20 protein-coding genes and 2 pseudogenes are annotated in these 24,130 nt (G+C 38.8%); 9 read left to right on the top strand and 13 right to left on the bottom strand.

The window, feature by feature from the left end; all coding sequences use genetic code 11:
• The first annotated feature begins 12 nt into the window (after window positions 1-12).
• From FZ945_RS00255 to FZ945_RS10480, 5 genes and pseudogenes are all read left to right on the top strand, one after another.
• Entirely contained in the window at window positions 13-435 is a 423-nt protein-coding gene (locus tag FZ945_RS00255; RefSeq protein ID WP_012001485.1) for a copper chaperone PCu(A)C, read from the top strand.
• Window positions 435-899 carry a hypothetical protein gene (locus tag FZ945_RS00250; RefSeq protein WP_103611157.1) on the top strand — a complete coding sequence of 155 codons (465 nt, stop codon included), beginning with the start codon at window positions 435-437 and terminating at the stop codon, window positions 897-899. Before FZ945_RS00255 ends, FZ945_RS00250 begins: the two co-directional genes overlap by 1 nt.
• Window positions 900-908: 9 nt before the next feature.
• On the top strand, window positions 909-1,451 hold the full coding sequence (locus FZ945_RS00245; protein WP_148801680.1) for an SCO family protein: 543 nt from the start codon (window positions 909-911) through the stop codon (window positions 1,449-1,451).
• Window positions 1,452-1,598: 147 nt separating this feature from the next.
• Window positions 1,599-2,318, top strand: a pseudogene (locus FZ945_RS10485) (cache domain-containing protein); the annotation flags it as partial.
• Window positions 2,319-2,354: 36 nt separating this feature from the next.
• Window positions 2,355-3,518 (top strand): methyl-accepting chemotaxis protein, encoded by a 1,164-nt coding sequence (locus tag FZ945_RS10480; RefSeq protein WP_410369040.1) that lies wholly within the window; start codon window positions 2,355-2,357, stop codon window positions 3,516-3,518.
• A gap of 331 nt (window positions 3,519-3,849) precedes the next feature.
• Here the strand turns inward: FZ945_RS10480 and FZ945_RS00235 are convergent, their stop codons facing one another.
• From FZ945_RS00235 to FZ945_RS09710, 13 genes and pseudogenes are all read right to left on the bottom strand, one after another.
• The gene (locus FZ945_RS00235; RefSeq protein ID WP_148801676.1) at window positions 3,850-4,701 is read right to left on the bottom strand and encodes a universal stress protein; all 852 of its coding nucleotides are present in this window, start codon (window positions 4,699-4,701) and stop codon (window positions 3,850-3,852) included.
• A gap of 18 nt (window positions 4,702-4,719) precedes the next feature.
• On the bottom strand, window positions 4,720-6,918 hold the full coding sequence (locus FZ945_RS00230) for a polyribonucleotide nucleotidyltransferase (protein WP_148801674.1): 2,199 nt from the start codon (window positions 6,916-6,918) through the stop codon (window positions 4,720-4,722).
• Window positions 6,908-7,606 (bottom strand): sodium:proton antiporter, encoded by a 699-nt coding sequence (locus tag FZ945_RS00225; protein ID WP_002941705.1) that lies wholly within the window; start codon window positions 7,604-7,606, stop codon window positions 6,908-6,910. The genes FZ945_RS00230 and FZ945_RS00225 overlap by 11 nt, the downstream gene beginning before the upstream one ends.
• 13 nt (window positions 7,607-7,619) lie before the next feature.
• On the bottom strand, window positions 7,620-9,782 hold the full coding sequence (locus tag FZ945_RS00220; RefSeq protein WP_148801671.1) for an LPS-assembly protein LptD: 2,163 nt from the start codon (window positions 9,780-9,782) through the stop codon (window positions 7,620-7,622).
• A complete protein-coding gene (locus FZ945_RS00215; RefSeq protein WP_262367120.1) occupies window positions 9,775-10,239 on the bottom strand; it encodes an RDD family protein in 465 nt (154 codons plus the stop codon). Before FZ945_RS00215 ends, FZ945_RS00220 begins: the two co-directional genes overlap by 8 nt.
• Window positions 10,221-11,468 carry a phosphoribosylamine--glycine ligase gene (purD, locus tag FZ945_RS00210; protein ID WP_148801669.1) on the bottom strand — a complete coding sequence of 416 codons (1,248 nt, stop codon included), beginning with the start codon at window positions 11,466-11,468 and terminating at the stop codon, window positions 10,221-10,223. The genes FZ945_RS00215 and purD overlap by 19 nt, the downstream gene beginning before the upstream one ends.
• A 232-nt stretch (window positions 11,469-11,700) precedes the next feature.
• Complete coding sequence (locus FZ945_RS00205) at window positions 11,701-12,339, bottom strand: uroporphyrinogen-III synthase (RefSeq protein WP_148801668.1); 639 nt, start codon at window positions 12,337-12,339, stop codon at window positions 11,701-11,703.
• Window positions 12,332-13,492, bottom strand: coding sequence for a multidrug effflux MFS transporter (locus FZ945_RS00200; RefSeq protein WP_148801666.1), 1,161 nt, complete (start codon window positions 13,490-13,492; stop codon window positions 12,332-12,334). The genes FZ945_RS00205 and FZ945_RS00200 overlap by 8 nt, the downstream gene beginning before the upstream one ends.
• A gap of 111 nt (window positions 13,493-13,603) precedes the next feature.
• A complete protein-coding gene (locus FZ945_RS00195; RefSeq protein ID WP_103581887.1) occupies window positions 13,604-14,248 on the bottom strand; it encodes a cupin domain-containing protein in 645 nt (214 codons plus the stop codon).
• Between the two features lie 72 nt (window positions 14,249-14,320).
• A pseudogene (locus FZ945_RS00190) lies at window positions 14,321-14,680 on the bottom strand (bifunctional tRNA (5-methylaminomethyl-2-thiouridine)(34)-methyltransferase MnmD/FAD-dependent 5-carboxymethylaminomethyl-2-thiouridine(34) oxidoreductase MnmC); the annotation flags it as partial.
• A gap of 135 nt (window positions 14,681-14,815) precedes the next feature.
• A complete protein-coding gene (guaA, locus tag FZ945_RS00185) occupies window positions 14,816-16,348 on the bottom strand; it encodes a glutamine-hydrolyzing GMP synthase (protein ID WP_148801664.1) in 1,533 nt (510 codons plus the stop codon).
• A 10-nt stretch (window positions 16,349-16,358) separates the two neighbouring features.
• A complete protein-coding gene (gene nhaD / locus FZ945_RS00180) occupies window positions 16,359-17,747 on the bottom strand; it encodes a sodium:proton antiporter NhaD (protein WP_148801662.1) in 1,389 nt (462 codons plus the stop codon).
• Between the two features lie 113 nt (window positions 17,748-17,860).
• Window positions 17,861-18,028 carry a lipoprotein gene (locus FZ945_RS09710; protein WP_002940093.1) on the bottom strand — a complete coding sequence of 56 codons (168 nt, stop codon included), beginning with the start codon at window positions 18,026-18,028 and terminating at the stop codon, window positions 17,861-17,863.
• 30 nt (window positions 18,029-18,058) lie between these two features.
• On the opposite strand from FZ945_RS09710, the gene FZ945_RS00175 reads away from it, so the two are divergent.
• The 4 genes from FZ945_RS00175 to FZ945_RS00160 are packed head-to-tail and all read left to right on the top strand — an operon-like array spanning window position 18,059 to window position 23,922.
• On the top strand, window positions 18,059-18,511 hold the full coding sequence (locus tag FZ945_RS00175; protein ID WP_148802019.1) for a hypothetical protein: 453 nt from the start codon (window positions 18,059-18,061) through the stop codon (window positions 18,509-18,511).
• Window positions 18,505-20,322 (top strand): excinuclease ABC subunit UvrC, encoded by a 1,818-nt coding sequence (uvrC, locus tag FZ945_RS00170; protein WP_148801660.1) that lies wholly within the window; start codon window positions 18,505-18,507, stop codon window positions 20,320-20,322. Before FZ945_RS00175 ends, uvrC begins: the two co-directional genes overlap by 7 nt.
• A complete protein-coding gene (locus tag FZ945_RS00165; RefSeq protein ID WP_148801658.1) occupies window positions 20,319-21,053 on the top strand; it encodes a hypothetical protein in 735 nt (244 codons plus the stop codon). Before uvrC ends, FZ945_RS00165 begins: the two co-directional genes overlap by 4 nt.
• Complete coding sequence (locus tag FZ945_RS00160; protein ID WP_148801656.1) at window positions 21,043-23,922, top strand: DNA-binding transcriptional response regulator; 2,880 nt, start codon at window positions 21,043-21,045, stop codon at window positions 23,920-23,922. The genes FZ945_RS00165 and FZ945_RS00160 overlap by 11 nt, the downstream gene beginning before the upstream one ends.
• Window positions 23,923-24,130: the final 208 nt, after the last annotated feature.

The raw sequence follows: 24,130 nt of genomic DNA, 5'->3' as shown, positions 1-24,130 counted from the left end.
TAAAGGAAAAATATGAAAAAACTTGTTTTTGGTGCATTACTTGCGGCTTCTACACTAATGGCAGCTGACATCAGCTTAGATCATGTCAGAGCAAGAGACACAAAGCCTGGCACAAACAACAGCGCTATTTTCATGGATATCAAAAATGCTTCAAATGCCGATGTAAAGCTAGTTGGCGTTCATTCAAGTGTTTGCAAAAGCACTGAAATTCACACTCACAAGATGGAAAATGGCATGATGGCTATGGTTCAGGTCGAAGACGCCGTTATCCCAAAAAATGGCGAGACAAAGCTAGCGCCTGGTGGTCTTCACATCATGCTTATGGATCTAAATAAGCCCATAAAAGATGGCGACAAGGTTGATCTTGAGCTAAAATTTAGCAATGGCGAGAGCATCAAGCTTGATAATATCGGAGTAACCAAAAACTTTAAATAATGAAAAAAATTCTAATCATTTTTTCACTAATCTTTATCGTAGCAGGCGCTTTTTGGATAGGTCATAAATTTATGGTCAGCAAAGAGGATCCGCCTGAATTTGCCGATGTAAATACATCGCTTGATCCTCTAAAATGCGATCTAAACAAAGATGCTTGCGAGGTGAAATTTAATGGCGTTAAGCTAAAGATAGACATCTCGCCAAGACCGATCTTTGCGATGAGGCCATTTAGCTTTAAGATCATTAATGGCAAAAATTTAGGGCTAAAAGATCCAAACCTTGTAATCGATGGCATAAACATGAACATGGGTTCTATAAAGGCAAGGCTTGATCAAAGAGGCGATAATCTAATAGCGCAAGTCGTGTTAAGTGCTTGCGTGGTCGATCTTATGAGGTATAGGTTTAAGCTACTTGATGGCGAAAAAGAGACTGGATTTTTTGTCGATCTTGATCTAAAAATGTAAGGGCAAATGATGAAAAAGACACTTTGGGGCTTAATAATAATCTTAATATGTGCTGGTCTTGCGATGCTTTTTATAAAGCCAAACAAGTATGATTTTAAGGCGCTTTCAGAGCATGGCGAAGTGAGTCTTAAAAATTATAACGGCAAGTATAAAGCGATATATTTTGGTTATCTTTACTGCCCCGATGTCTGCCCTACTACGCTCTCTCTTTTGGGCGATGAGCTAAATAAACTAAAAAGAGACGACTTTGAGCTACTTTTCATCACTCTTGATCCTGAGCGTGACACGCCTGAAAATTTAACCCTAATGGTAAAAAATTTCTACAAAGATGCAGACGGACTAAAGATGAATGATCTGCCAAAAGCCACTAAAAACTACGGCGTAAAATACCAAAAAGTGCATCTTAAAAACTCTGCTATGGGCTACTCTGTCGCTCACAGCTCCGCTATCTATCTGCTAGATAAAGAGGGGAATTTCTACAGCGAAATTTCAAATTTAACTAGTGAAAATATCAGAGAAAATCTTTTAAATTTGATAAAAGAGCGACCTTAAATTTATCTTTTAGATCAGAATTTCTTATTTTTAAAGAAAAACTTCTTAAACAGCTATACAATTCTTTTTAAACTAGCCGATATAGACAACATAAAATCATTATGTAAAGGAATTCGTGTGAAGTCAATCACCAATAAAATAGCACTAATGCTAATAGTTGCTCTATGTATTTCGTTTGTGGCTATGTCAGCCGCTAGTTACTACACTGCCCAGAGTAAAACCATCGAGCTAGTCACACAAGCTCAACGTCAAATTCTAAAAGATGTAAAATCTACACTAGATACATTTTTTGACAACAATTTTCAGACGATAGAAAAGATAGCTGCGACTATGTCTAAGCTTGATGAAAATCGCAATGGTATAGATATCGCTCTAGCACAAGGCAAAGCAATGGCTAACAAAGAAGTAGCTCTTGTCTATGCTGGCTACGATGATGGAGCTATGTTTCGCTCAAATGGTAAAAATCAAACTCCAAAGGATGGCTATGATCCAAGAACAAGAGGTTGGTATAAACTAGCTAAGCAAAAAAATGGCACAACATTTTCTGATCCTTATATGGCAGCTTCTTTAAAACAAATGGTTATAAGCTTTGTTGCGCCGATAAAAGATATAGGCATTGCCGCAACTGATGTAAGTATAGAAGATCTTAGTAAAGATATCACGGAGATCAGCAAAACAGATTACAGCTATGCATTTGTTGCTGATAAAGATGGAAATATCATTATGCACCCCGATAAAAATTTGATCAACACAAAGCCTGAAATCACTAAACAACTAATAGAAAAATATAAAAATAAAGAATTTAATGAAAACGGACTAATTGCTTATAAAAATACAAAGGGAGAGGATAGATATGCCGACTTCATAGAGCTAAACGATCGTGGCTGGCTGGCTATATCTGCTATGCAAAAAGATGTATTTACGTCAAATACTATGCCATTACTTAAAATACAAGCTATTATGGCTGTTATTTTTATTGTTATTTTATCTGCATTTGTTTTATTCCTTTTAAAAAGTTCTTTAAAACCTATCAAGACCATACAAGATAAATTAACTGAAGTATTTAAATTTGTTACATATAAGGCTGATGCTCCAGCTAAATTAGATATAAATAGAGAAGATGAATTTGGGCAGATGAGCAAGGTTATTAATGAAAATATTAGCGAAGTAGTTGAAGGTATCAAAAAAGATAATGCAATGATTAGCGAGCTTAATGCCATTGTCAATACTGTTAATAAAGGTAAATTAGGAGTTGTTATAAACCAAAATCCAAATAACCCATCTTTGGCAGAGTTAAAAACACTACTAAATAGCTTCTTTGCTGGCATAACACATAATATTAGAAGTGTTACTGCTATTTTAAACACGTATTCTAAGAATGATTTTACACCAACTATCAAGGTTCCAGAAGGTGCTGAGGCTGATCTAAAAGATATGATACTTGGAGTATCAAATATGGGTGAAGTAATTTGCACTATGTTAAACTCAAATTTAAATGATGCCAAGATGCTTGAAGAAAAAGCTAAACTTCTAGCTGAGTCTGTATCTCAAGTAACAAGCTCAGCTAGCACACAAGCAAGCTCACTTCAAGAATCTGCAGCTGCAGTTGAGCAAATGTCTAGCTCAATGAATGCCATCTCTCAAAAGACAGCTGATGTTATAAGACAATCAGATGAAATTAAAAACATCATAACTATCATTAGAGATATAGCAGATCAAACAAACCTTCTAGCTCTTAATGCTGCAATAGAAGCTGCAAGAGCTGGAGAGCATGGTAGAGGATTTGCTGTTGTTGCTGATGAAGTAAGAAAGCTAGCTGAAAGAACTCAAAAATCTCTAGGTGAGATAGAAGCAAATACAAATGTATTAGCTCAATCAATAAATGAGATGAGTGAATCTATAAAAGAGCAAAGTGAAGGCATAAATATGATAAATCAATCAGTTGCTCAAATAGATAATCTAACAAAAGAGAATGTTGTAATTGCTAATAGAGCTAATGAAGTAACAAGTGATGTTGATAACATGGCTAAGACAATAGTAAGTGAAGTAAGAAAGAATAAATTTTAATCAAACTACTTCATAAATCTTCATAAATTTCAACCTGGTTTAGGCTGGGTTGGGATTTTAATCTTTTTAAATTTAATTTTTATCCAACTGCTTTAAATTTAATAATCAAAAAGCTTAAACAAAAATGCATGCAGTGCTTTAGCACAATTGCATGCGTTTTGTGTAATAGAAAGTCAGGCAAATTTTAAAATTTCATGAACGAGTAATTTCGGCTCTGATTTTAGTGGCAAGCTTTGCGAGACCTAGATCAGTAGTCAATTCTTGCGAGTGAATGGGATTCTAAAATTTGTAAAGCAAAAAAGAATTAGATCGCGGGCTAAGCCGCAATCCATTATAGATAAACTGGGATATTTGTATGTTCTAAGAAAAATCTTGATGTTCCGCCAAGAACCATCTCCATTAGTCCGTTTTCGCCGTATCTGCTAGCTACGATAAGGTCTGCGTTTCTATCATTTGCAGCTTTTAAAAGTGCCTCGCCAGGTATAGTTGTAGTTGCTATAACTTCAAAACTAGCACTGATATTATGAACCTTAAAGTACTCTTCAAGTTTTTTAAGATTTAGCTCGGCATTATCGCCAAGGCTTGCTTTTGAAGTGATGCACTGAACTTTTTTAGCGCTCTTTAAAAGATCGATCGCGCCAGTTAAGGCTCTTGAGCTTTGAGTTGTTCCCGTCCAGCTTACAAGGATATTATCAGCTTTAAAATCACGCATCTTTCTAGGGATAACGATCGCATTTTTGCCGCTTTTTAAAACAGCTGACTCAAATGTACCTGTGATCTTGCCATCAAGTGGCACTGCAGCTACGACTAGATCGCAAAATTTACTCTCTTGCTCAACTATGGCGCTTCTTTTTCCATTATGGATCGTGAAATTTGCAGTGCAGACATCTTCGATGACCTCGTCGCTCACCTTTATGCCTAGCTCTGCGCAAATTTTATTAAAAAGCTTTTCATTCTCTTCGTGCTCAACCGCAAGCTCTGACTTGGCTGATTTTAAGAATTCCTCAAAAAGCACTCCACCACGAAGCGTCATTTTCATATTATAAACCACGCTTGGATCTAGTTGGCAAGTGAGGATCTCTATGTGAGCTTTAAACCATTGTGCAACCTTTAAAGCACCGTAAATTCTTGGCTCGATATCGTCCCCTGCTCCTATTGGAAAAAGCAACTTTTTGTATTTCATCATCTATCCTTTAAAAATTTATTCAACCAAAGAGAGCGAAATTTTGTTTCCTTTTTGCTCGCTCACACACACTTTTACCTGATCGCCTACGTTTAATGGGCTCTTTATCTTCGAGATATGAAGCAGACCATCAACACCGTCTTTTAGCTCAATAAATACTCCAAAATCAACCACGCTTTTTACGCTTCCAACAAACTCATCTCCGATATTAAATGTCGGTTTTACGCGGTCTTTATCGTGTTTAAATGGCTTTTTGCCAAATGAGCGAGAGTTCTCTTTTGAAGTGATCGAAATGATGTAGTCTTTTGCCGCATTGACGTTTTTCTTAGCGCCACCTGCTATTTTGACCTCGCCTTTTTCTCTATCAAGGTCGATTGAAACTTCAAATTTCTCGATGATCTCTTTTATGGTCTTGCCAGCTTGACCGATGATATCTACGATCTTGCTTGGATCAACGCTAAATAGCTCAAGTTTTGGAAGCACATCTTCGTTTATCTCTATATTTTTATCAGCCTGTGTCATTAGAGCAAGGATATGCTCTCTGCCGCGTTTTGCTTGATAAAGTGCCTCTTTTAGCACCTCTAAGCTTATGCCACCAAGCTTGATGTCCATCTGAAGCGCTGTGATGCCATCACCTGTGCCAGCAACTTTAAAGTCCATATCGCCGTCATGGTCTTCAAGTCCCATGATGTCAGTTAAAACTGCGTGCTTATCGCCCTCAAATATAAGACCCATCGCAACACCTGCAACTAGTTTTTGGGTATTGACCCCAGCAGCTCTAAGTGCGAGCGAACCACCGCAAACACTAGCCATAGAGCTTGAACCGTTGCTCTCTAAAATTTCTGAAACGACCCTTATCGTATATGGAGAAGCTAGATCGATGCTTGGTGCAAGGGCACGTTTGGCTAAATTTCCATGTCCAAGCTCACGTCTGCCTGGAGCTTTAAGCGGGCTTGCTTCACCTACGCTAAAGCCTGGGAAGTTGTAGTTAAACATAAATTTCTCAACCAAAGGAGCTTTTTCGGTAAGGATGTCATACATCTGAGCATCGCTATCTGTGCCAAGAGTGGCGACAACTAGCGCTTGAGTCTGACCTCTTGTAAAGAGGCATGAGCCGTGAGCGTTTGGAAGGACATTTGTCTCGATGCTAATAGGTCTAACCTCTTCAAGTCCGCGTCCATCGGCTCTAACGCCCTCGTTGATGATCTGCTCTCTTACTATTTTCTTTTTATATTTACCAAGGACATTTGAGATGACGGCCTCATCCCAACCCTCTTTTTGAGCTACCTCATCGCTTGAAATTTGCTTAGCGATCTTGCCAAGCTCGCTAGCACGCTCACTCTTTGCCATTTGGTTGATAGCGTTTTTAACCTCTGCTTTATAAAATTTATCTATGTAAATAGCGATATTTTCGTTTTCTATCTCTGGTTTTAGTTCAAGTGCTGCGTCCTCTTTTTTATGCTCTTTAAACGCCTCTTCATAAGCGTTGCTAGCTCTTAAGATCGCCTTTCCAGCAAAGTCTATCGCCTCAACCATCATATCTTCGCTAAATTCGTTCATCACTTGCTTTTGCGCCATGCTATCGCTTAGGCTTGGATCTATCATCGGCTCTATCGCTACCATCGGTATAAGCTGCGTAGTTTGCTGAGGCAAGCTTCTCATCTCTATCATCAAAAGCTCATCTTTTGTACCAGCTACATAAAGATCGATCGCACTTTGTTTTAGCTCAGAGTTGCTTGGGTTTATGACAAATTTATCATCTATATATCCAACTCTCACGCCACAAACTGGGCGATTTACAGGGATGTCACTAAGATACAGTGCAACTGAAGCTGCATTTAGGCTCACAACTTGCAAATCAACCTCAGGATCAGCCGAAAGTACCATGACAACGATCTGCGTTGGGTATGCGTAGCCTTTTGGGAAAAGTGGGCGAAGTGATCTATCTATGATGCGAGCTGTTAGCGTCTCAAAGTCGCCTGGCTTGGTCTCACGCTTGACGTAACCGCCTGGGATTTTACCAGCAGCGTAAGCTTTTTCGATGTATTGCACCGTTAGAGGCAAAAAGTCCTCTTCAACTTGCACATCTTCTCTTGCCACAGTTGCTAAAACTACGGTATTTTTCACCCTTAAAAGCACCGCTCCACTAGCTTGTTTAGCTACTTTATTAAGGTCAAAAATTTCGACCTGATTATTGACTTCTATACTATATTGCATTATTTTTATCTCCTTGTTGTTTTTGTAACGGTAAATAGTGAGGGCTCTCTTCTAATATCGACATGATGCGCTCGCTCGTAGCCTCGATCTTTTTCTCGTAATACGAATCCACATCGATAAAATCAACGATCTTGTTTATCGTGTAAATTTCATCGACCATATCATTTAAATTTGCAAAGACATCGGTGGCTATCATCGGCGTTGCGTATGAGATGGATTTTACCTTCACATCAAGCAGCGTCTTTATGCAGATGAGTGCCGTCATGCCAGTCTCACACCCCTCATCGATCAGTAAAATATTCTTGCCCTTTAGCTCTCCTATCAAATTTCCTTTTCTATATTTATAGACATTTTTTAAAATTTTCTCTTCATATTTTCTATGCGCCTCGCCGTAGATGTAGTCATAGCTTATGTTAAAAGCCTTTATGAGAGGGTCGTTTAGCACGATATCCTCAGTTTCGCTAACTATCGCTACGTCACATTCACTGTTGTTTGGCGCAGGGATTGGCTCGCTAAAGAGCATCTCATAGCTTAAATTTAGCCCCCTGCAAACCACATCAGTCAGTATAACTGACTCAAGCGACATGCAAAGAACTATCGTCTTAGCGTCATTTAGCTCTTTTTTTGGCAAGATCTCGATGAGCTTATTGGCTGCATCTAGTTGATCTTTAAATTTAACGCTTGCCATTTACCTAGCCATCTTATTTGCTACTTGATGAAGCGGTGCTGCTTTGTGAAAAGTCATAGTGCAAGCCGCCCATCGGATAGAAATTTATAGTAAAGTAGATGCCGCTTTTCTTAGTTGAGGCTGAGCCATTTGTCGTTGTTGTCGGCTCGACATCGTGTTGATAAATTAGCCCGTAGTTCCAGCACTTCCTTTGATGAAGCACACCAACTCTCCAGCTCTTTGTGTAGCTTCTCTCAAGGTCGTATTGCCAGCCGCCAATTAGGCTATATTGATGCGGGAGCTTCACGCCAGCGCTGCTTGTAAAGTAGCTATCTTTTGTTGCACTATTTTTAGCCTTGCTGTCGCTCTTTTTCATCGTATGGAGCATATTTATCCAAAATAGATCGTGCGTATAGTAAAGTCCGTTTTGCACCTTTTTAAGCTCTCTATCTTTGTGCGAGTACTCAAGCTTGTTATAAACGCTAAAATTCTCAAACGGATATAGGTAGATAGCATTTTTTAAATTTGAATACTCATCATCTTTTGTGTAGTAACCTTGTGAGATACTGTGTTTGACAACCTTTCTGCCACTGCCATTAAAGAAATACTGCGTCAAATAGCCAGAAACTTCCTCTTTACTTTGATCTTGAGCTAAGAAATTTTCATACTCATTTAGATCTTTATCGTAGATAAACTCGTCGTCTAAATTTCCTTTTCTATATCCTGGCAGCAAGTACTCAGCACCAAAATTTAAAGTGTGATAAAAACTCTCATACGCCTTTGCAAGGTCTGTGTGAAGAGCAAATTTATGGTAGTTATTTACAAAATTTGCGTGCTTATCTTCTCTTTTGTCATCAAATGAATTTATCTTATTTTCGTAGTTTATCCTTGAAGCGTAAAGGTACTCGTAAAATGAAAACGTTAAGCTATCATCAAACAGTGGCACATGCACTGAAGCTGGCAGCGTAAATTCATACTGAGTTGCTCTAACGCCTATTTTTCTATCATATCTATGCGATTGAAGATCGATTGAATATAAGATGTTTGGCAAGACTATATCGTCTGTAAATTTATGATACTGAAGCGATGGAAGCTCTTGAAGTGTATCTTTGTTTTCGTTCTTTGAGCCGATCTTTTCGGTATCTATGTAGTATTTTGCATAGGCACCAAAGTAGTGATCGTCATTTGCGATAAAGTAGTTAAATTTAGAGGTCACAAGCGAGTCATAGTCATCATCTCTGCCCTTTAAATTTAGATAGTCTATGTCATTTAGCTTGGTTGCATCTATCCACATACCCTCTTGCAGATCAGCCTCGCTAAGGTATTTTATGAGTTTATCTCTTTCATATTTTAGCCCGACACCTTTGTGGGTTTTGTTTTTTAGCTCGGCGCTGTTTGAGGTCTTGCTAGTTTGCTTGTCACGGTATCTTTGCTTGTCGCTAAACATACCAAAACTGATCTCACCTCTTGAATCAGGCGAATCAGTAAATCTAAAAGCACCGTAAATTCCAGCGCCTCTGTTTGTTCTTATCTGCGGATCAAACTCCAGATCCCACTCATTATAAGGCGCAAAATATACTGGCTGCTTATAGTAAAAGCCCTCTGACTTGCCGTATCCAAGCTCTGGTGGCAAAAGACCTGTCCTTCTTGTGGTATCAGTTGAGAAGCCAAAGTATGGCAAGTAAAAGACTGGCACATTTGCTATGCGAAAGACTGGGTTAAAAAGGTGCAAAAATTTACTCTGTTTGTTTAGCATGGCTGAGCTTGAAGTGATGCTCCAGTCAGGATCTTGGACATTACAGCTTGAAACCATAGCCTTTCTTACTCTATAATACTCGCTATCAGAGCTGCTCTCGTCGCTTCTCATCCACACTTCCATGTCTTTGTTCATCATAAAGAGCGACTCAAAGGCAGCATTGTTGTTTTTTAAATTTAGCTTGGCGTAGTTTGAGCGAGAGACCTCGTCTTTACCTTTCATCATATTGACATTGCCAAAGAGCTCGATGACGGAGCTATTTTGATCATAGACAGCGCAATCAGCTGTCACAAGATACTCTTGCGAATATACAATAACGTTTTTATTTGCCGTTACGATGCCCTTATCTTGCTTCACGTCATCAGCTAATAGCTGCACATCTTGCACTGCTGCACTTAAACTAAAAACACAAACCGGAATTAAAAATAAAAATTTACGCATTTATCACCACTGTTTTTGCTATTTTGTCTTGCCACGTCTGCCTTGCAGGGTTTGAAAGTGCCCACGCAAAGCCAAGATAAAAACAAGCTTCACTAACTATCCTAAAGATCGCCCTAACAAGACTTTGAGTTAAATTTGGCTTATCTAAAATTTCTACATTTATACACATCGTCTTTGTTATCATCTGCCCAGGGCTTGCACCATAATACCAAACGAAAAATGTGTGATAGATGACTTTTATAGCGACCACTTGCCAAAATAAATTTAATACTAAATTTCTAGCATCATCATAGTTAGTGCTAGTAGAAAGAGGCTCCCAATAGATGATCATAAAAAGACACGAAACTATGATCTCATCGATAGAAAACGTCATGATCCTTTTAGCAAAAGGGGCAAGTGAAATTTCTTCGTTTTGAAGCTTCTCTTCTATCTGCATGCTCATTTTAGTGCCTGCCACGCGATATCTTTTCTAAAGTGCGCTCCGTCAAATTTGACATTTTTGCAAAGCTCATAGGCCTTATCACGTGCCTCTTTTATGCTCTTTGCAGTCGCCACGCAGACTAGCACTCTGCCACCATCTGCGTAAATTTCATCACCCTCTTTGCTAACACCTGCGTAAGCTATATGGGCATCTTTTACATCATTTAAAACTGAAATTTTAGCCTTTGGGCTGCTTTTATAAGGATAGTTTTTGCTAGACAACACCACACCAACAGCAAATTCATCTTTTAAGCTGATAGGCTTTAGCTCGCCCTTTGCAGCGTTTAATAAAATTTCACTCAAATTTCCATCTATCAAAGGCATCAATACCTCGCACTCAGGATCGCCAAATCTCACGTTAAACTCAAGCACATAAGGCTCATTTTTCACGATCATCAGCCCCACAAAAAGCACTCCGCAAAACGGACTGCCCTCGTTTTTCATCCCTTTTAGCGTAGGTTTTACCACCTCTTCTTCGACCCTTTTTACTAACTCTTTTGAAGCAAGCGGGCTTGGAGCATACGCACCCATACCACCAGTATTTGGGCCCTCGTCGTTATCAAGCAAGCGCTTGTGGTCTTGCGCCACTGGTAAGCTTACGAAATTTTCGCCGTCACAAATGGCAAAAAAGCTAAGTTCAAACCCGTCCAAAAACTCTTCAACCACCACAAATTTACCAGCATCACCAAAGCTAGCCCCACTTAGCATGTCGCTAACTGCCTCTTTGGCCTCCTCTTTAGAATTTGCGATGATCACGCCTTTTCCAGCGCAAAGTCCATCAGCCTTTACGACCATTGGCACGCTTAATGTATCAATAAATTTAAATGCTTTTTCTTTATCGTCTGTGTTTAAGTATTTTGCAGTTTTTATATTATTTCTAGCTAAAAAGTCCTTCATATAGGCCTTGCTAGCTTCTAGTCTAGCAGCTGCTTTGCTTGGTCCAAAGATGAGCAAACCCTCTTTTTTAAAGATATCCACCACGCCTTCGCTAAGAGGCGCTTCAGGTCCCACGATAGTTAGTTCAATACTATTTTTTTTGGCAAAATTTGCTAGTTCATGAAAGTCTTTTATGTTTAAATTCTCGCCAAGGCGTGAGGTCGCACCATTTCCAGGCGCAAAGTATAAATTTATATCGTTTTTTTCACTTTTTAGCTTAAGAGCGATAGCGTATTCGCGGCCGCCACTTCCTATTATGAGAATGTTCATATTATCTCCGTAAATTTAAAAACCCAAGTGGGCGTCGCATAGAAGAGTGGCCCATAAACAAAGCCAATCTTGCAAATAGATGGATACCAAAAGGTTGCAACTTCTCGCTGTTTAAGGCTCAAACGAAGCCACATCGCAAGGCACCCATACCTTTTCGCTAACAAAAAAGTGTTGGACCCCGTAAAATGCTGACTCGCTTCACTCAGGCAATAAAATTATATAAATTCTTTGCTTAAAGTAACGTTTTAGCAAGTGCGATACAAGCGTTTATATCTTGTTTTTGGCTCACTATTGGCGTGCTAAATTTTAGCTCTTTTGCAGTGACCTTTCCGATGCTTATCGTCTGATAGCTCTCGTCCCAGCCAAAATTACTAAGAAAATTTCTCACATTTATTGGAGATGCGAATATCAAAATGCTATCTTTTGGCGGTTTTAGCTCCATTTTGCAAGGGTTTAAGACATTTTCGTAAGCGATGATCACCTTTATATTTACGCCGCCATCTTGTAAAATTTCTAAGAAATTTGAAGCGCTGTCTTTGCCCTTTAGATAAAGCACCTTTTTGCCTTTTAAAAGTGGCAAAATTTCTCTTGCAAAGTCATCTCCATGAGCATTTTGCCCAGTGTAAATTTCACTAAAGCCAAACTCTCTTGCAGCTGCTGCACAACTATTTGCGATAGCAAAAACTGGCAAATTTATAGGCAAAATGCCATTAAATTTTAAAGCTTTAAAGGCATTTTTGGAGGTTGCCACAAGAGCGTCATATTCACTTAAATTTATCTCAAATTTCAAAAACTCGATCTTACTAACGTTTAAATTTATAACGCTCTCATCAGTCGTTTTTGTGTTTGAGACAAGATAAATTTTACGCAACTCTTTTTAGTCCTAAAAATGAGATAAAGGCAAGCACGCTGCAAGCTAAAATAGCTATTGACGTCAAGTAAAAAATGTCGCCAAGACCAACTAGTGGAGAGATGACGCCGCCTAAGAAAAATGGGCAAAATCCAAGCACCGCCGAGGCTGAGCCAGCGTACTCCCTGCCCTCGTTCATCGCAAGTGATGAGGCCGTTGGTAAGATAAAGCCAGTAAAGAGCAAAAGCAAGAAAAATGCGATGATAACGCCGATCACTTCAAATTTAGTGCAAAGCATGAGTGCAACAAAAATGCTAGCAAACAAGGTGCCAAAAAGCCCAGTTTTTAGCGCTTTGCGTTCATTTATTAGGCTTGCAAGCCTAGCACCTATGACGATGGCTAGACCATTTGCCCCAAAACAAAAGCCGTAGCTTAATGGACTTAGCGAGTAAAAATCCTGAAATATAAAAGAAGATGCCGCGATATAGGCAAACATCGCGCCCATAGTAAATGTCTGGATCGCGATAAAGAGCATAAATTTCTTTTTTCTTAAAATTTTGCCAAAGACACCGTAAGTCTGAAGCAGTGGTACTTTTAGGCGATCTCTCTGGTTTAGGCTCTCTTTGAAATAAAAATTTGCGATAAATAGCACAATGCCAATGATAGTTAGTGCCATAAAGATGCCGCGCCAGTCGGTAAATTTAAGTAGCAAGCTGCCACCTATTGGCGAAAGTATCGGAGCAAGGCCATTTACAACCATCATAAGGCTAAAGAATTTTGTCATCTCGTGACCCTTATAAAGGTCGCTCACAACGGCTCTTGAGATGACAAGACTGCCCGCACTTGCAAGGCCTTGGATGATGCGCATAAAGATAAAAAACTGGATATTTTGCGCAAAAAATATAAAAATCGTGCTTACCGTATAGACGATGAGCGAGATGGTAAGTGGCGTTTTTCGGCCAAATTTATCGCTGATTGGGCCAATTATTAGCTGGCCTATCGCAAGGCCTGCCATTGAAGTAGTTATCGTTAGCTGCGTGGCTGAAACGCTTGTACTAAACCACTCAGTTATGGCTGGAAGTGCTGGCAAGTAAAGGTCTGTGACAAATGGTCCAAAAGCTGAGAGCACGCCCAAAAATAGTAGTAAAAATAGTTTGGAATTTTCTTTTTTCATAGCTCTTCTTTAAATTTTAAAGGGATTATATTATGACTTTGCTTTTTGGGTTATTAAGGGTAAATTTAAGGCGATTTATAAAATAGAAAAGCCCTAAAATAGGGCTTATTTTTACATTTTGTCTTTTGTGACGATTAGAAGCATTTTGAATTTGTCTTTCACTTTTAGGCCGTGTGGGATCTTACCTGGAAGCACGATACTATCGCCCTTTACAAGATGAAAGCTCTCGTCAGCTATCTTTAAATCAAGCTCGCCATCAAGCGCGATAAGTAGCGCATCGCCTGGTGCTGCGTGGGTCGAGAGCTCTTGATCTTTGTCAAAACTAAGCAGCGACATCGAGCCATTTTCGTTTTTGACAAGCGTCTTGCTAACTATCTTGCCACTCTCGTAGCTAACGGCATCTGCGAGGCTAAAAACACTCGCTTTGTCTAAATGATCTATCATAACATTCTCCTTAAAATCTATTAGTAAATATTTTGTTTTCTTTGTAAATTTGAGCTTTCGCCAAGTTTTTGCCTCGATAAGGCAGGCTTCGTCGCGTCCAAGCTTCATCTGCTTTTCGCCGTATTCAAGCTGCGCTTCGCCGTCAATGACGAAGGCAAGGCTGTCTATAAAAAGCATCTCGTGATCAAGCTCCTCGCCCTCATCAAATGCGTATATATCTACACTTGCGTTTTTGTTTTGAAAGAGCCTTTTACTAACGACGCTTTTTTCAACTATCTTTGTATCTTTATCAAGATTATAAATTTTGTTCAAGTTGTATCCTTTTTGCGAAGGATTATAATGCAAGTTTTGATAACAGTTCTTAACTTATGTTAAGGAATTTGACTATTTTAGTCCTTTTTTTAGCTTTCTTATCAAAAATATAGCAGGGTGTAGCTCGTAAAAAAGCGATCTTTCTATGCAAAGTGGGCGAGCAAGCGCAAGATCGGTTATCAAATTTGCTCCAAGTATCGCTGTGCCAAGTCCCCTTGAGCCATGAGCAAAATTTACAAAGAGATTTTTTTCGTAGCTTGCTTTTTTGTTGTTATCTTTATTTTTACTCCAAAATAGCCTCTTGTAATTTTGCTTGTAAAACTTCTCATCGTGCAAGGCGCCGATTATCGGAAACCTATCTCCGCTATAACTTCTATAACCCACACGTGAGCCGATGATGGTTGCTTCTCTAGTGTCAAAAAACTCGCTCAGCAACCCTAAACAATACAAATTTAACTAAAAAATTTATAAACAAAAAGCCAGTTAAAATTAAATTTACGGAGAAAATTTTTAAGAGATTAAATTTACAAATTTAAAAGAGCAAAAGGTGGCAAACCACCTTTAAATTTACTCCCACTCGATAGTTGCAGGTGGCTTGCTTGAGATGTCATAGACTACGCGGTTTATGCCATTTACCTCGTTTATGATGCGGCGGCTTACGTTTTCAAGTAGATCATAAGGTAGCCTTGAAAAGCTTGCAGTCATGCCGTCGCTCGCATCGACTACGCGCACGCAAACAGCGTTTTCATAGGTGCGGTTATCGCCCATAACGCCAACAGAATTTACATTTAAAAGTACGCAAAATGCCTGCCAAGTTTTGTTATACCAGCCACTACTTTTTAGCTCATCGCGCAAGATCACGTCGGCTTTGCGAAGTAGCTCGAGGCTTGGTTTATTTACCTCGCCCATGATGCGGATAGCAAGGCCAGGTCCTGGGAAAGGATGGCGGAAGACTAGCTCGCGGCTTAGTCCAAGCTCAAGTCCTAGCTTTCTAACTTCGTCTTTAAAAATCTCTCTTAAAGGCTCTATTAGCTCAAACGTCATCCAGTCAGGCAAGCCTCCAACGTTGTGGTGGCTCTTTATGGTCTTACTTGAGCCAACGACTGAGCTTTCGATGATGTCAGTATAAAGAGTGCCTTGAGCTAGAAATTTTACATCGCCATGCTTTTTAGCCTCTTTTTCAAAAATTTCTATAAATGTCTCACCTATGATCTTGCGTTTTTTCTCAGGATCAACGACGCCAGCCAAGCGACCTAAAAATATCTCGCTCGCATCTATGCTAACTAGCTCAACACCAAGCTTTGTTCTAAATGTGGCTTCAACTTGCTCTTTTTCGTTTGTTCTAAGAAGTCCGTTATCGACAAAAACAAGGATCAAATTTTCAGGCACAGCAGCCGCCAAAAGTGCTGCAGTCACAGAGCTATCCACGCCGCCACTAACTGCGCAAAGCACCTTGTGAGTGCCCACTGTTTTTCTTATCTCGTCTATCTTGTTTTTAGCGAAGCTTCCCATGTTCCATGTGCTCTCGCAGCCGCAGATATATTTAGCAAAATTCTTTAAAATTTGCGTGCCATACTCGCTATGTTGTACCTCTGCGTGAAACTGGATCGCATAAAATTTACGTTTATCATCACCAAAAGCACAATAAGGCGAATTTTCGCTGACCGCAATCGCCTCAAAGCCCTCTGGCAGGTCTTTTACATAGTCGCTATGGCTCATCCATACGATTTGTTTTGAAGGTGTATCTTTAAAAAGATCGTGTTCTTTTACCACGCTAAGTTCAGCCTTGCCGTACTCTTTGTGATCAGCTGCTAAAACCTCAGCACCATGCGTGTGAGCAAGCAGCTGCATGCCGTAGCAAACGCCAAGTATAGGGATATTTAGCTCAAAAACGCCATTATCACAAAAGTAAGCATCTTTAGCATAAACGCTAGCTGGACCACCACTTAAAATGATACCTTTTGGCTCTTTCGCTTTTATCTCACTAAGCTTTGCGTTAAATGGCAAAATTTCAGTATAAACTCCCTCTTCTCTTAGCCTTCTAGCTATTAGCTGAGTATACTGCGAACCAAAGTCCAAAACTATAATCGTATTGTTCATTTATAACCTTTTAAAAGTAGATGTGAAAAATTTCAAACTGCACATACCAAACAATGAGTGATACGATGTATCCCAAAACTACCATCCATGCATATTTCATATGCGCACCAAAGGTATAAATTCCTTTTAATTTACCCATTACTCCAACACCAGCTGCTGAGCCAAAACTGATCATCGAACCACCGATACCAGCTGTAAGTGTCACAAGTAGCCACTGACTCATAGACTCGCCTACATCAGCTCCCATGGCTGGATTTGCTTTTAGCACAGCTGACATAACAGGGACGTTATCAACGACTGCTGAGAGGAAGCCAACACCGATATTTACAGGTGTTGAGCCAAATTTATCATAAAGTGACACAGCGTAATTTAAAAATCCAGCAAAGTGAAGAGCGCCAACTGCAGCTAAAATTCCGAAAAAGAAAAATAGCGTGTTATTTTCGATCTTTGACATGTAGTGAAAGACGTTCATAGGCTCTTCATCTTTGTGAGCTTTTTTGAAATAGTAAGTGTAAAGGCTAAGCAGTGAGAAGCCAAACATCATGCCCCACATCGCTGGTAAGTGAAATAACTGGTGCATCATAACTGCACAAAAGATAGTAAATGCACCTATAAAGATAACCGCTTTACCGCCCTTTTTCATAACCACTTTTGGCTCATTTGCGACGTCAAAATGAGGCGCAGTATTTGGCACGATGCGTGAAAGTAAAAACGCTGTCACAAACCAGCCGATAAATGAAGCTGGGAAAAGTGCAAAAAAGTCTAAAAATGGTGACTTGCCAGCTGCCCAAACCATAAGTGTAGTGATATCGCCAAATGGACTCCATGCGCCGCCTGCGTTTGCTGCTACGACGATGTTTATCGCACCTGCGACTAGGAAATTTGTATTATTTCTATCTATCGTTAAAAGAACAGTTGATAGGATAAGCGCTGTTGTTAGGTTATCAGCCACTGGGCTAATGAAAAATGCCAAAATTCCAGTTAGCCAAAATAGCTTTCTGTAAGTGTAGCCTTTTGAAACTAGGTTGTATTTAAGTGCGTTAAATACATCTCTTTCAACTAGTGCTTCGATAAATGTCATCGCTACCATTAAGAAAAAGACGATCTGAGCTATCTCTAAGATCAGGTGATTTACCTCGTGCTCTAGCAAATGCACATCCATGCCATTTATAAGCATATAAACGCCGATAAGTAGAAACATAAAAGTGCCGATAAAAATGGCAGGTTTTGCCTTGTCGATGTGAAAATTCTCTTCTGCTGCTATGAAAAAATATCCAACAACAAAAATGATAAGCGATAAAATTCCCGCCCATGTAGTAGTTAAGTCAATAGCCGCAGCTTCTCCGTCAGCACCAAAGGCTATAGCAAAAAACAAACTTAGAAGTCCAAATAACCTCATATACTCTCCTTGTAAGATAAAAATTTGCGTATTTTACTTAAATGAGCCTAAAATTTAGGTTAGTTAAATTTATTAAGCTTGCATTACATTTTTATCTTACGCCAAATTTAAGATCAAATTTTATTGATCTTGTCAGTTTTTTTCTCTTTTACAGGTGCATCGCCATAAAATGGATCGTCCTTGTAGCCGCAGCCACTAAGTGCAAAAAGAGCGAAAATTAAAATAAAAGATGATAAGATAAGCCTATGAAAAACGCCAAATTTATGATAGATGCTATCCACGAAAATCCTTTGTATAAAGAAAAATTAAGCATGGCAGACGAGTGCCGAGAGCTTCTGCGCCTCATGGGTAAAGCAAAGCGATTTTACATAGCTTTTTGCTATGTTAGAGAAGGTATATTAACCTTCGTTCTCACTCATCCCTCAGGGCTTTTGGAGCTTAGACGTGATAGTAGTATAAATGATATAAAAGAGTTATTAAAAACATTTTGCAAGGTCAAAAAAGATAGCATTTTTGCAAGCGTCATCGAGCCAAAACCGCTTAATGAAATAAACTATATAAAAAACAAAAAAGAGGAAAATATAAGATTTATCGTGACTAAATTTTTAAAATTTTTCACGCCGCAAACCCCGCAAAGATCAAATTTTATAATGCCAGCAAGCAAGGGCGAGTTTAAAAATTTGGCAGAAAATGAGCAAATTTATAAGAAATTTGAAGAGCTAAGAGAAATTTTGCTAAAGAAAAACGAGCAGGCAAGATGCTAATAGACGAGATAAGAACGCTTCCAAATGAGCCTGGCGTATATCAGTATTTTGACGCTCAAAACAGACTTTTATATGTTGGCAAGGCCAAAATTTTAAAAAACAGGGTCAAAAGCTACTTTAAATTTACTCCAAGCCTAGCCCCAGCTGAAAAGCTAAGCCCGAGAATTTCAAAGATGATAAGCGAGGCCGTGCATCTTGAATACATCGTCACACCAAGCGAGGCAGACGCGCTCATACTTGAAAATTCCTTCATCAAGCAGCTTAAGCCAAAATACAACATCTTGCTTCGTGACGACAAGACCTACCCTTATATCTTTATAAATTTAAATGACGAATTTCCGAGATTTGAGATCACTAGAAAGGTGGTAAAAGGCTCAAATATACGCTATTTTGGGCCATATTTTAGTGGAGCAGGAGAGCTACTTGAAGCACTTTATCTAAATTTCAATCTCGTTCAAAAAAAGTCCTGCATAAAAGGCAAAAAAGCCTGCCTTTTTCACCAGCTAAAACGTTGCTACGCCCCATGTGAGGGTAAAATTTCAAAAGAGAGCTACGCCAAAATAGTTGCTGACGCCACAGCCGCTTTGCAAAATCCAAATTTGCTAATCGCTCGCCTTGAAGAGCTCATGCTAAACTACGCCAAGGCCGAAGACTACGAGCAAGCAGCCGCTACTAGAGATAAGATGCAGACGCTTAAAAATATGCAAACAAAGGTCGAGGTTGATCTAGCCAAGCTTGAGGACTTTGAGGCCTACTCGGTCGCTTGCGTGCACGATATGATCTGCGCGGTGAGATTTAGCGTGCAAAGTGGCAAGATAACAGGCGTAAAAACCGATATCACGCAGGCTAAAAACGCTCAAAAAGACGAGATAAACGAAGCTTATAAACAGGCCATTTTAAAAAGCTTTATCGCTGGTCAGCCAATAATCAGCACCAAAATTTACGTCCATGAAAACTTTGAAGATAGCGAGCTTGTTGAAGAAATTTTAAACGAGAGATTTGGGCGTAAATTTAGCATCACTTGCCCAAAAATAGGCGATAAGCGTAAAATTTGCGAGATCGCTACAAAAAACGCTGAAGTTAGCATCGAAAAATACCTAAAAACGCACGATAACGAGCTACTAAACGAGATAAAAGAGTATTTTAATCTAGCTCACACGCCTTACGTGGTCGAGGCTTACGACAACTCGCACCTTTTTGGCGAGGCAAGTGTCGGGGCGATGGTGCGCTATGAGCATGGCGAGTGGGCGAATCAAAACTACCGCCACATGCATCTAAATTCCAAAAACGACTACGATCAGATGAGAGAGAGCCTAACAGCTAGAGCACTTAGATTTGACAAGCTTGGTCCGCCTGATCTTTGGGTCATTGACGGAGGCGAGGCACTTTTAAGCTTAGCCTGCGAAATTTTAGCAAGTAGTGGCGCAAACGTCGATGTGATCGCTATCTCAAAAGAAAAAATAGACGCCAAAGCTCACCGCGCAAAGGGCGAGGCGAAAGATAAAATTTATACAAAAAATGGCAGCTTTAGCCTAAGCACGAGCGATAAAAAGCTGCAGTTTTTCCAAAAAATGCGCGATGAGAGCCATAGATTTGTCATCAGTTTTCACAGAAAAACAAGGCAGAAAAACGATATGCAAAGATCAGTGCTAAGACAAGCTGGCGTTTCTGAGGGCAGTATCGCGAAATTAATCAGCTTTTACGGAAGTTTTGATAAAATCAGCGAAGCAAATTTAGACGAAGTGGCAAAAATAACAAACAAAAGCGTAGCAGCAAAGCTTTTAACGCTCAAAGAAGGAAATTTGAAGTGATAATATACGACAAAAACGGTCAAATTTTAGCGATGGGAGATATCTCTCTTGGTCTGCTTGAATTTAAAGATATAAGGGAGTTTTTAAGCGAACATAAAGACATTGACGAGCTAGTTTTAGACTACAAAGAGTCTGGAGTTTTTATAGATTATCTAGCTAAAAGACCAAATTTAAGAGTAAATTTAAAGACCAAAAACGGCAAAATTTTAAATGCTACGCTTAAATTTTCAAAGATCAGCTCAGTAAAAAATGAAGAGTATTTTGAGCTTTTAATCCTCGATCAAACAGAAATTTACAGCCAAAACCAGCAAGCTGCGATGAAAGCAAAGACAAAGCTTCGCTTGCCAAATTTAAAGGTCGATGAAAAAGAGCTTTTGGATAAAGAAGAAGAGATCTTAAACGAGAGCTGGTTTAGCGAGACAGCTAGCTTTTTAAATTTAAGCAAAAGCGAGTTTGCGACCTATCTTGGTATATTTTTAAGCAAAGCCAAAGACAAGATGATCTTTATCCAAAGTGCGGTGCAAGCGCGAGATACTAAATTTTTAGAAGAGAGCATAAAGATCTTAAAAGAGCCAGCGCTAAATTTAAAGATCACTCCGCTTGTGGCAAATTTCGATGCGCTACTTACCAGACCAAACAAGATTAAAAAAATCGCTCAGATAAATGAAAGACTAAGCGAAATAAGCACACTTTGCAATAAATTTTCAAAAAGGCTTGGCAATGAGGGTTAGTAAATTTTTAGTTCTTTTGCCGATATTTTTGGCAGCTTTCGCTTGCTTTTATAGTGGCGCGCTCTACTTTGATAAATTTAGGATCTCTTATGGCATAAATAGCGAGGTAAAAAGAGAAAGTTTGATAAGAAAAACCTTAGATGCGATCGTTTCAGAAAGAATTGCTTACGAAAGATATGAAAAAACTAGGTCGCCACAAGACGAGACGGCTTTAAGAGAGGCAAATGCTGCTAAGAATTTGTTTGTAAAAAGTTTATCAAACAGCCTTTCTAACACACCAGATGATAAAAGGATAAGAGATAGGCTAAATGAAGTTTTAAAAAACGCAAATGCAAGTTGGGAGAGCTCTAATCTCTCGTTTCTTAGCTTTGTTGAGTTAGCAAATTCTGCTGTTGAAAGTGGGCAAATTTTATTTAGAGATGTTGCTTTAGACATTGATATCAAGCGTCATATACTCTCTTTACTTAGAACCTATGAGCTGCTTCAAAACGTAAATACCACAAAAGAGCATATCTTGGCTGTGCTTATGGGTAAAGAAAAAATTACCGAAAGTTCGCTAAAACAATCTCTAGATAGCCTTAAATACAACGATATAAATGCAAATTTACTCCCAAATGGCGACATAAAAGACAACATAATAAGAGATATAGATAGGCTTGATAATATAGAGACCTCTCAGGGCTATGACGAGATCCGCCTTAAGCTAAAGCTAAAAAATGAGCTAACACGTGATGAAATTTTGCAGATATATACCTTTGAAAGCAATAGAGCTAAGCTTTTCAGCAAGATAGCAAATGTCTTAAGTGACGAGCTAAAGAGACTAAATGATAACTTTAGAGTAAAGGTGCTTTCTCTAACATTTTTGATGTTTTTTCTATCGCTTTGGCTCTTTTACGCTGGCTATAAAACATACATCTGGCTAAAAGCTCTAGAAAATTTAAACCAAAAAATGAAGCTTGTAAGAGATGAGATTTTAAAAAGAGGTGATAGAAATCCACAAAATTTAATAGAAAGCTTCATAACCCTATATAAAGAGCTACTTCAAAAGTATGAGCAAGAAAGAAGCTTTGCTGCGATAAAAGATAGACTGCTTGTTAGGCTAAGTAAGAAATTTTATCAAGCAAAAGAGCAGATATTTAGCTCGGTCGCTACCCTAAAAAAAGATGAAAATGTGGTAAAAAATGAGCTTCTTTTTGAAAATTTAGAAAAAAATAGCCAAATAATAGCGATAAATTACAGCAATATAAAAGGCTTGCTTGATAGCAGAAATGGTGAGGTTGGACTAAATTTAAAGCCATTTAACCCACAAATTTTATTTTCAAACATCCTTGAAGCGCAGATACCTTTCACGCAAGAGAAAAAGCTAAATTTCTTAACCTATCTTGACGCAAACATTAGCGACGAGCTAGAGGGAGATAGCGAGAAGATAAGCGTTGTATTTGGCTCTATCATGCAAGCTATCGTGACAAAATGCGATAAATTTGCCAACTTGATAGTGGAGATAAAAAATGTCAGCGACGCCCTTAGCCAAAGCGGTCTTTTGCTCATCGAAACAAAGATAAGGACAAATCAAATTTTCATAAATGAAGAGCAGATAAAGGCTTTAAGCGCAGAAGATGAAAGCGAGATAAACGATGAAGAGAGCGAGTTTTATCTCAGACTTGCTAGCTTTTATCTAGGGCTTTTTAACTCAAACCTTGATATAAGCACGCTTGGCGGAGCTGGCAATGAGTTTAAATTTATCCTTAGCCTAAAAAAGGTGCAAAAACTGCAAAATTTCAGCCTAAATCACGAGCTAAGGATCGCATATCTGCCTGATATAAATGCAAAATACAATGAATTTTTCGCAGCTACTTTAGAAGATATGGGGCTTAGGTTTCAAAATATCATCTCAAACAATCAAGCACTAGCGAAAAACTACGACATCGTCTTTGCAAGGCAGAGTGCTAGTAAAAATATAAATATAAAAAATGCTGTCCTGCTAAAAGATCCGCTCACGCCACTTAGCGTTGCGCGGCTTGTCTATATGGAGAAAAATAGGGGCGAGAGCTTGGCTGAAGAGAAAGTGCTCTTTTTGCTATGCGATAAAAACCCGCTTAGTCTTGAGATGTTTTCGCGCGCTTTTAGCTTCTTAGACTGCGAAGTCATAGGCGTTAGCAGCCACAAAGAACTTAAACAAGCACTTCTTTTAAATAGATTTAACGCAGTCTTTATCGATGCTTCATTTTTTGAAAATGGCGTGGTAAATTTCGTAAAAGAGATAAGATCGCTTCAAGAAGAGAAGCTAAATTTAGTCGCCGTGGTCTCAAATACCTCAAATATCCCTGAAAGAGAGCTGCTGCCAGCTTTTGATGAGAAGATCAGAAAGCCTTTTAGCAAAGATGAGCTAAATCAAATTTTGCCTAAATTTATAAAAAACTATAAGCCAAGTAAAGAAAATAGATACTTTAGTAAAAATGAAAATATAGTGATTTACAAGAGCACGAAGCTTGAAAATAAGATATTTGCTGGCGCTCTTGGCGAGTTTCAAAACACGCTTGAGGTCGCAAATAGCTTTAGTGAGCTTTTGATAAAGATAAAGACAAAACCTTGCTCGCTAGCACTTGTGGATGAAGCAGCGGAGGGCTTTGATATAAAAGAGCTTTTAGCTACGATATCTGAGCTTAGAACTGGGCTAAAGCTAGATGCTAGAGTGCTTCTTTTTAGCAATAATTTAGAGCTTAAAAACCAAAAAGAGTATATAAAAATCCTATCTCCAAGTGTGAGCAAGATAGAGCTTACAAACTTCGTAAAATCAGAGCTTGGCGAGATAAATTCGACACAAAATGAACTAAAGAGCAACTTTAAATTTATAAAATTTAAGGTTTGAGTTTTGCTTAGCCTATAAATTTGAACTAAATTTATAGGCTTATATCTTTAGTAAATTTATGTGAGATAAAATTTAAATTTTTGCTGGGAAATTTGCCGCTTTGATTTAAAGTAGCTTGCGTTTTAGCAAAGCGATTTTAATCAAATTCTGGCTAAGGATTTGCAGGTTTTTGAATTTATTTAAGCTGCCAGTAGATCAAATTTATTAT

The sequence above is a fragment of the Campylobacter concisus genome (assembly GCF_902460535.1).
Lineage (GTDB): Bacteria > Campylobacterota > Campylobacteria > Campylobacterales > Campylobacteraceae > Campylobacter_A > Campylobacter_A concisus_AS.
Note: the sequence above shows the minus strand (reverse complement) of the source record. Positions and strands in the feature narration are given on the sequence as shown.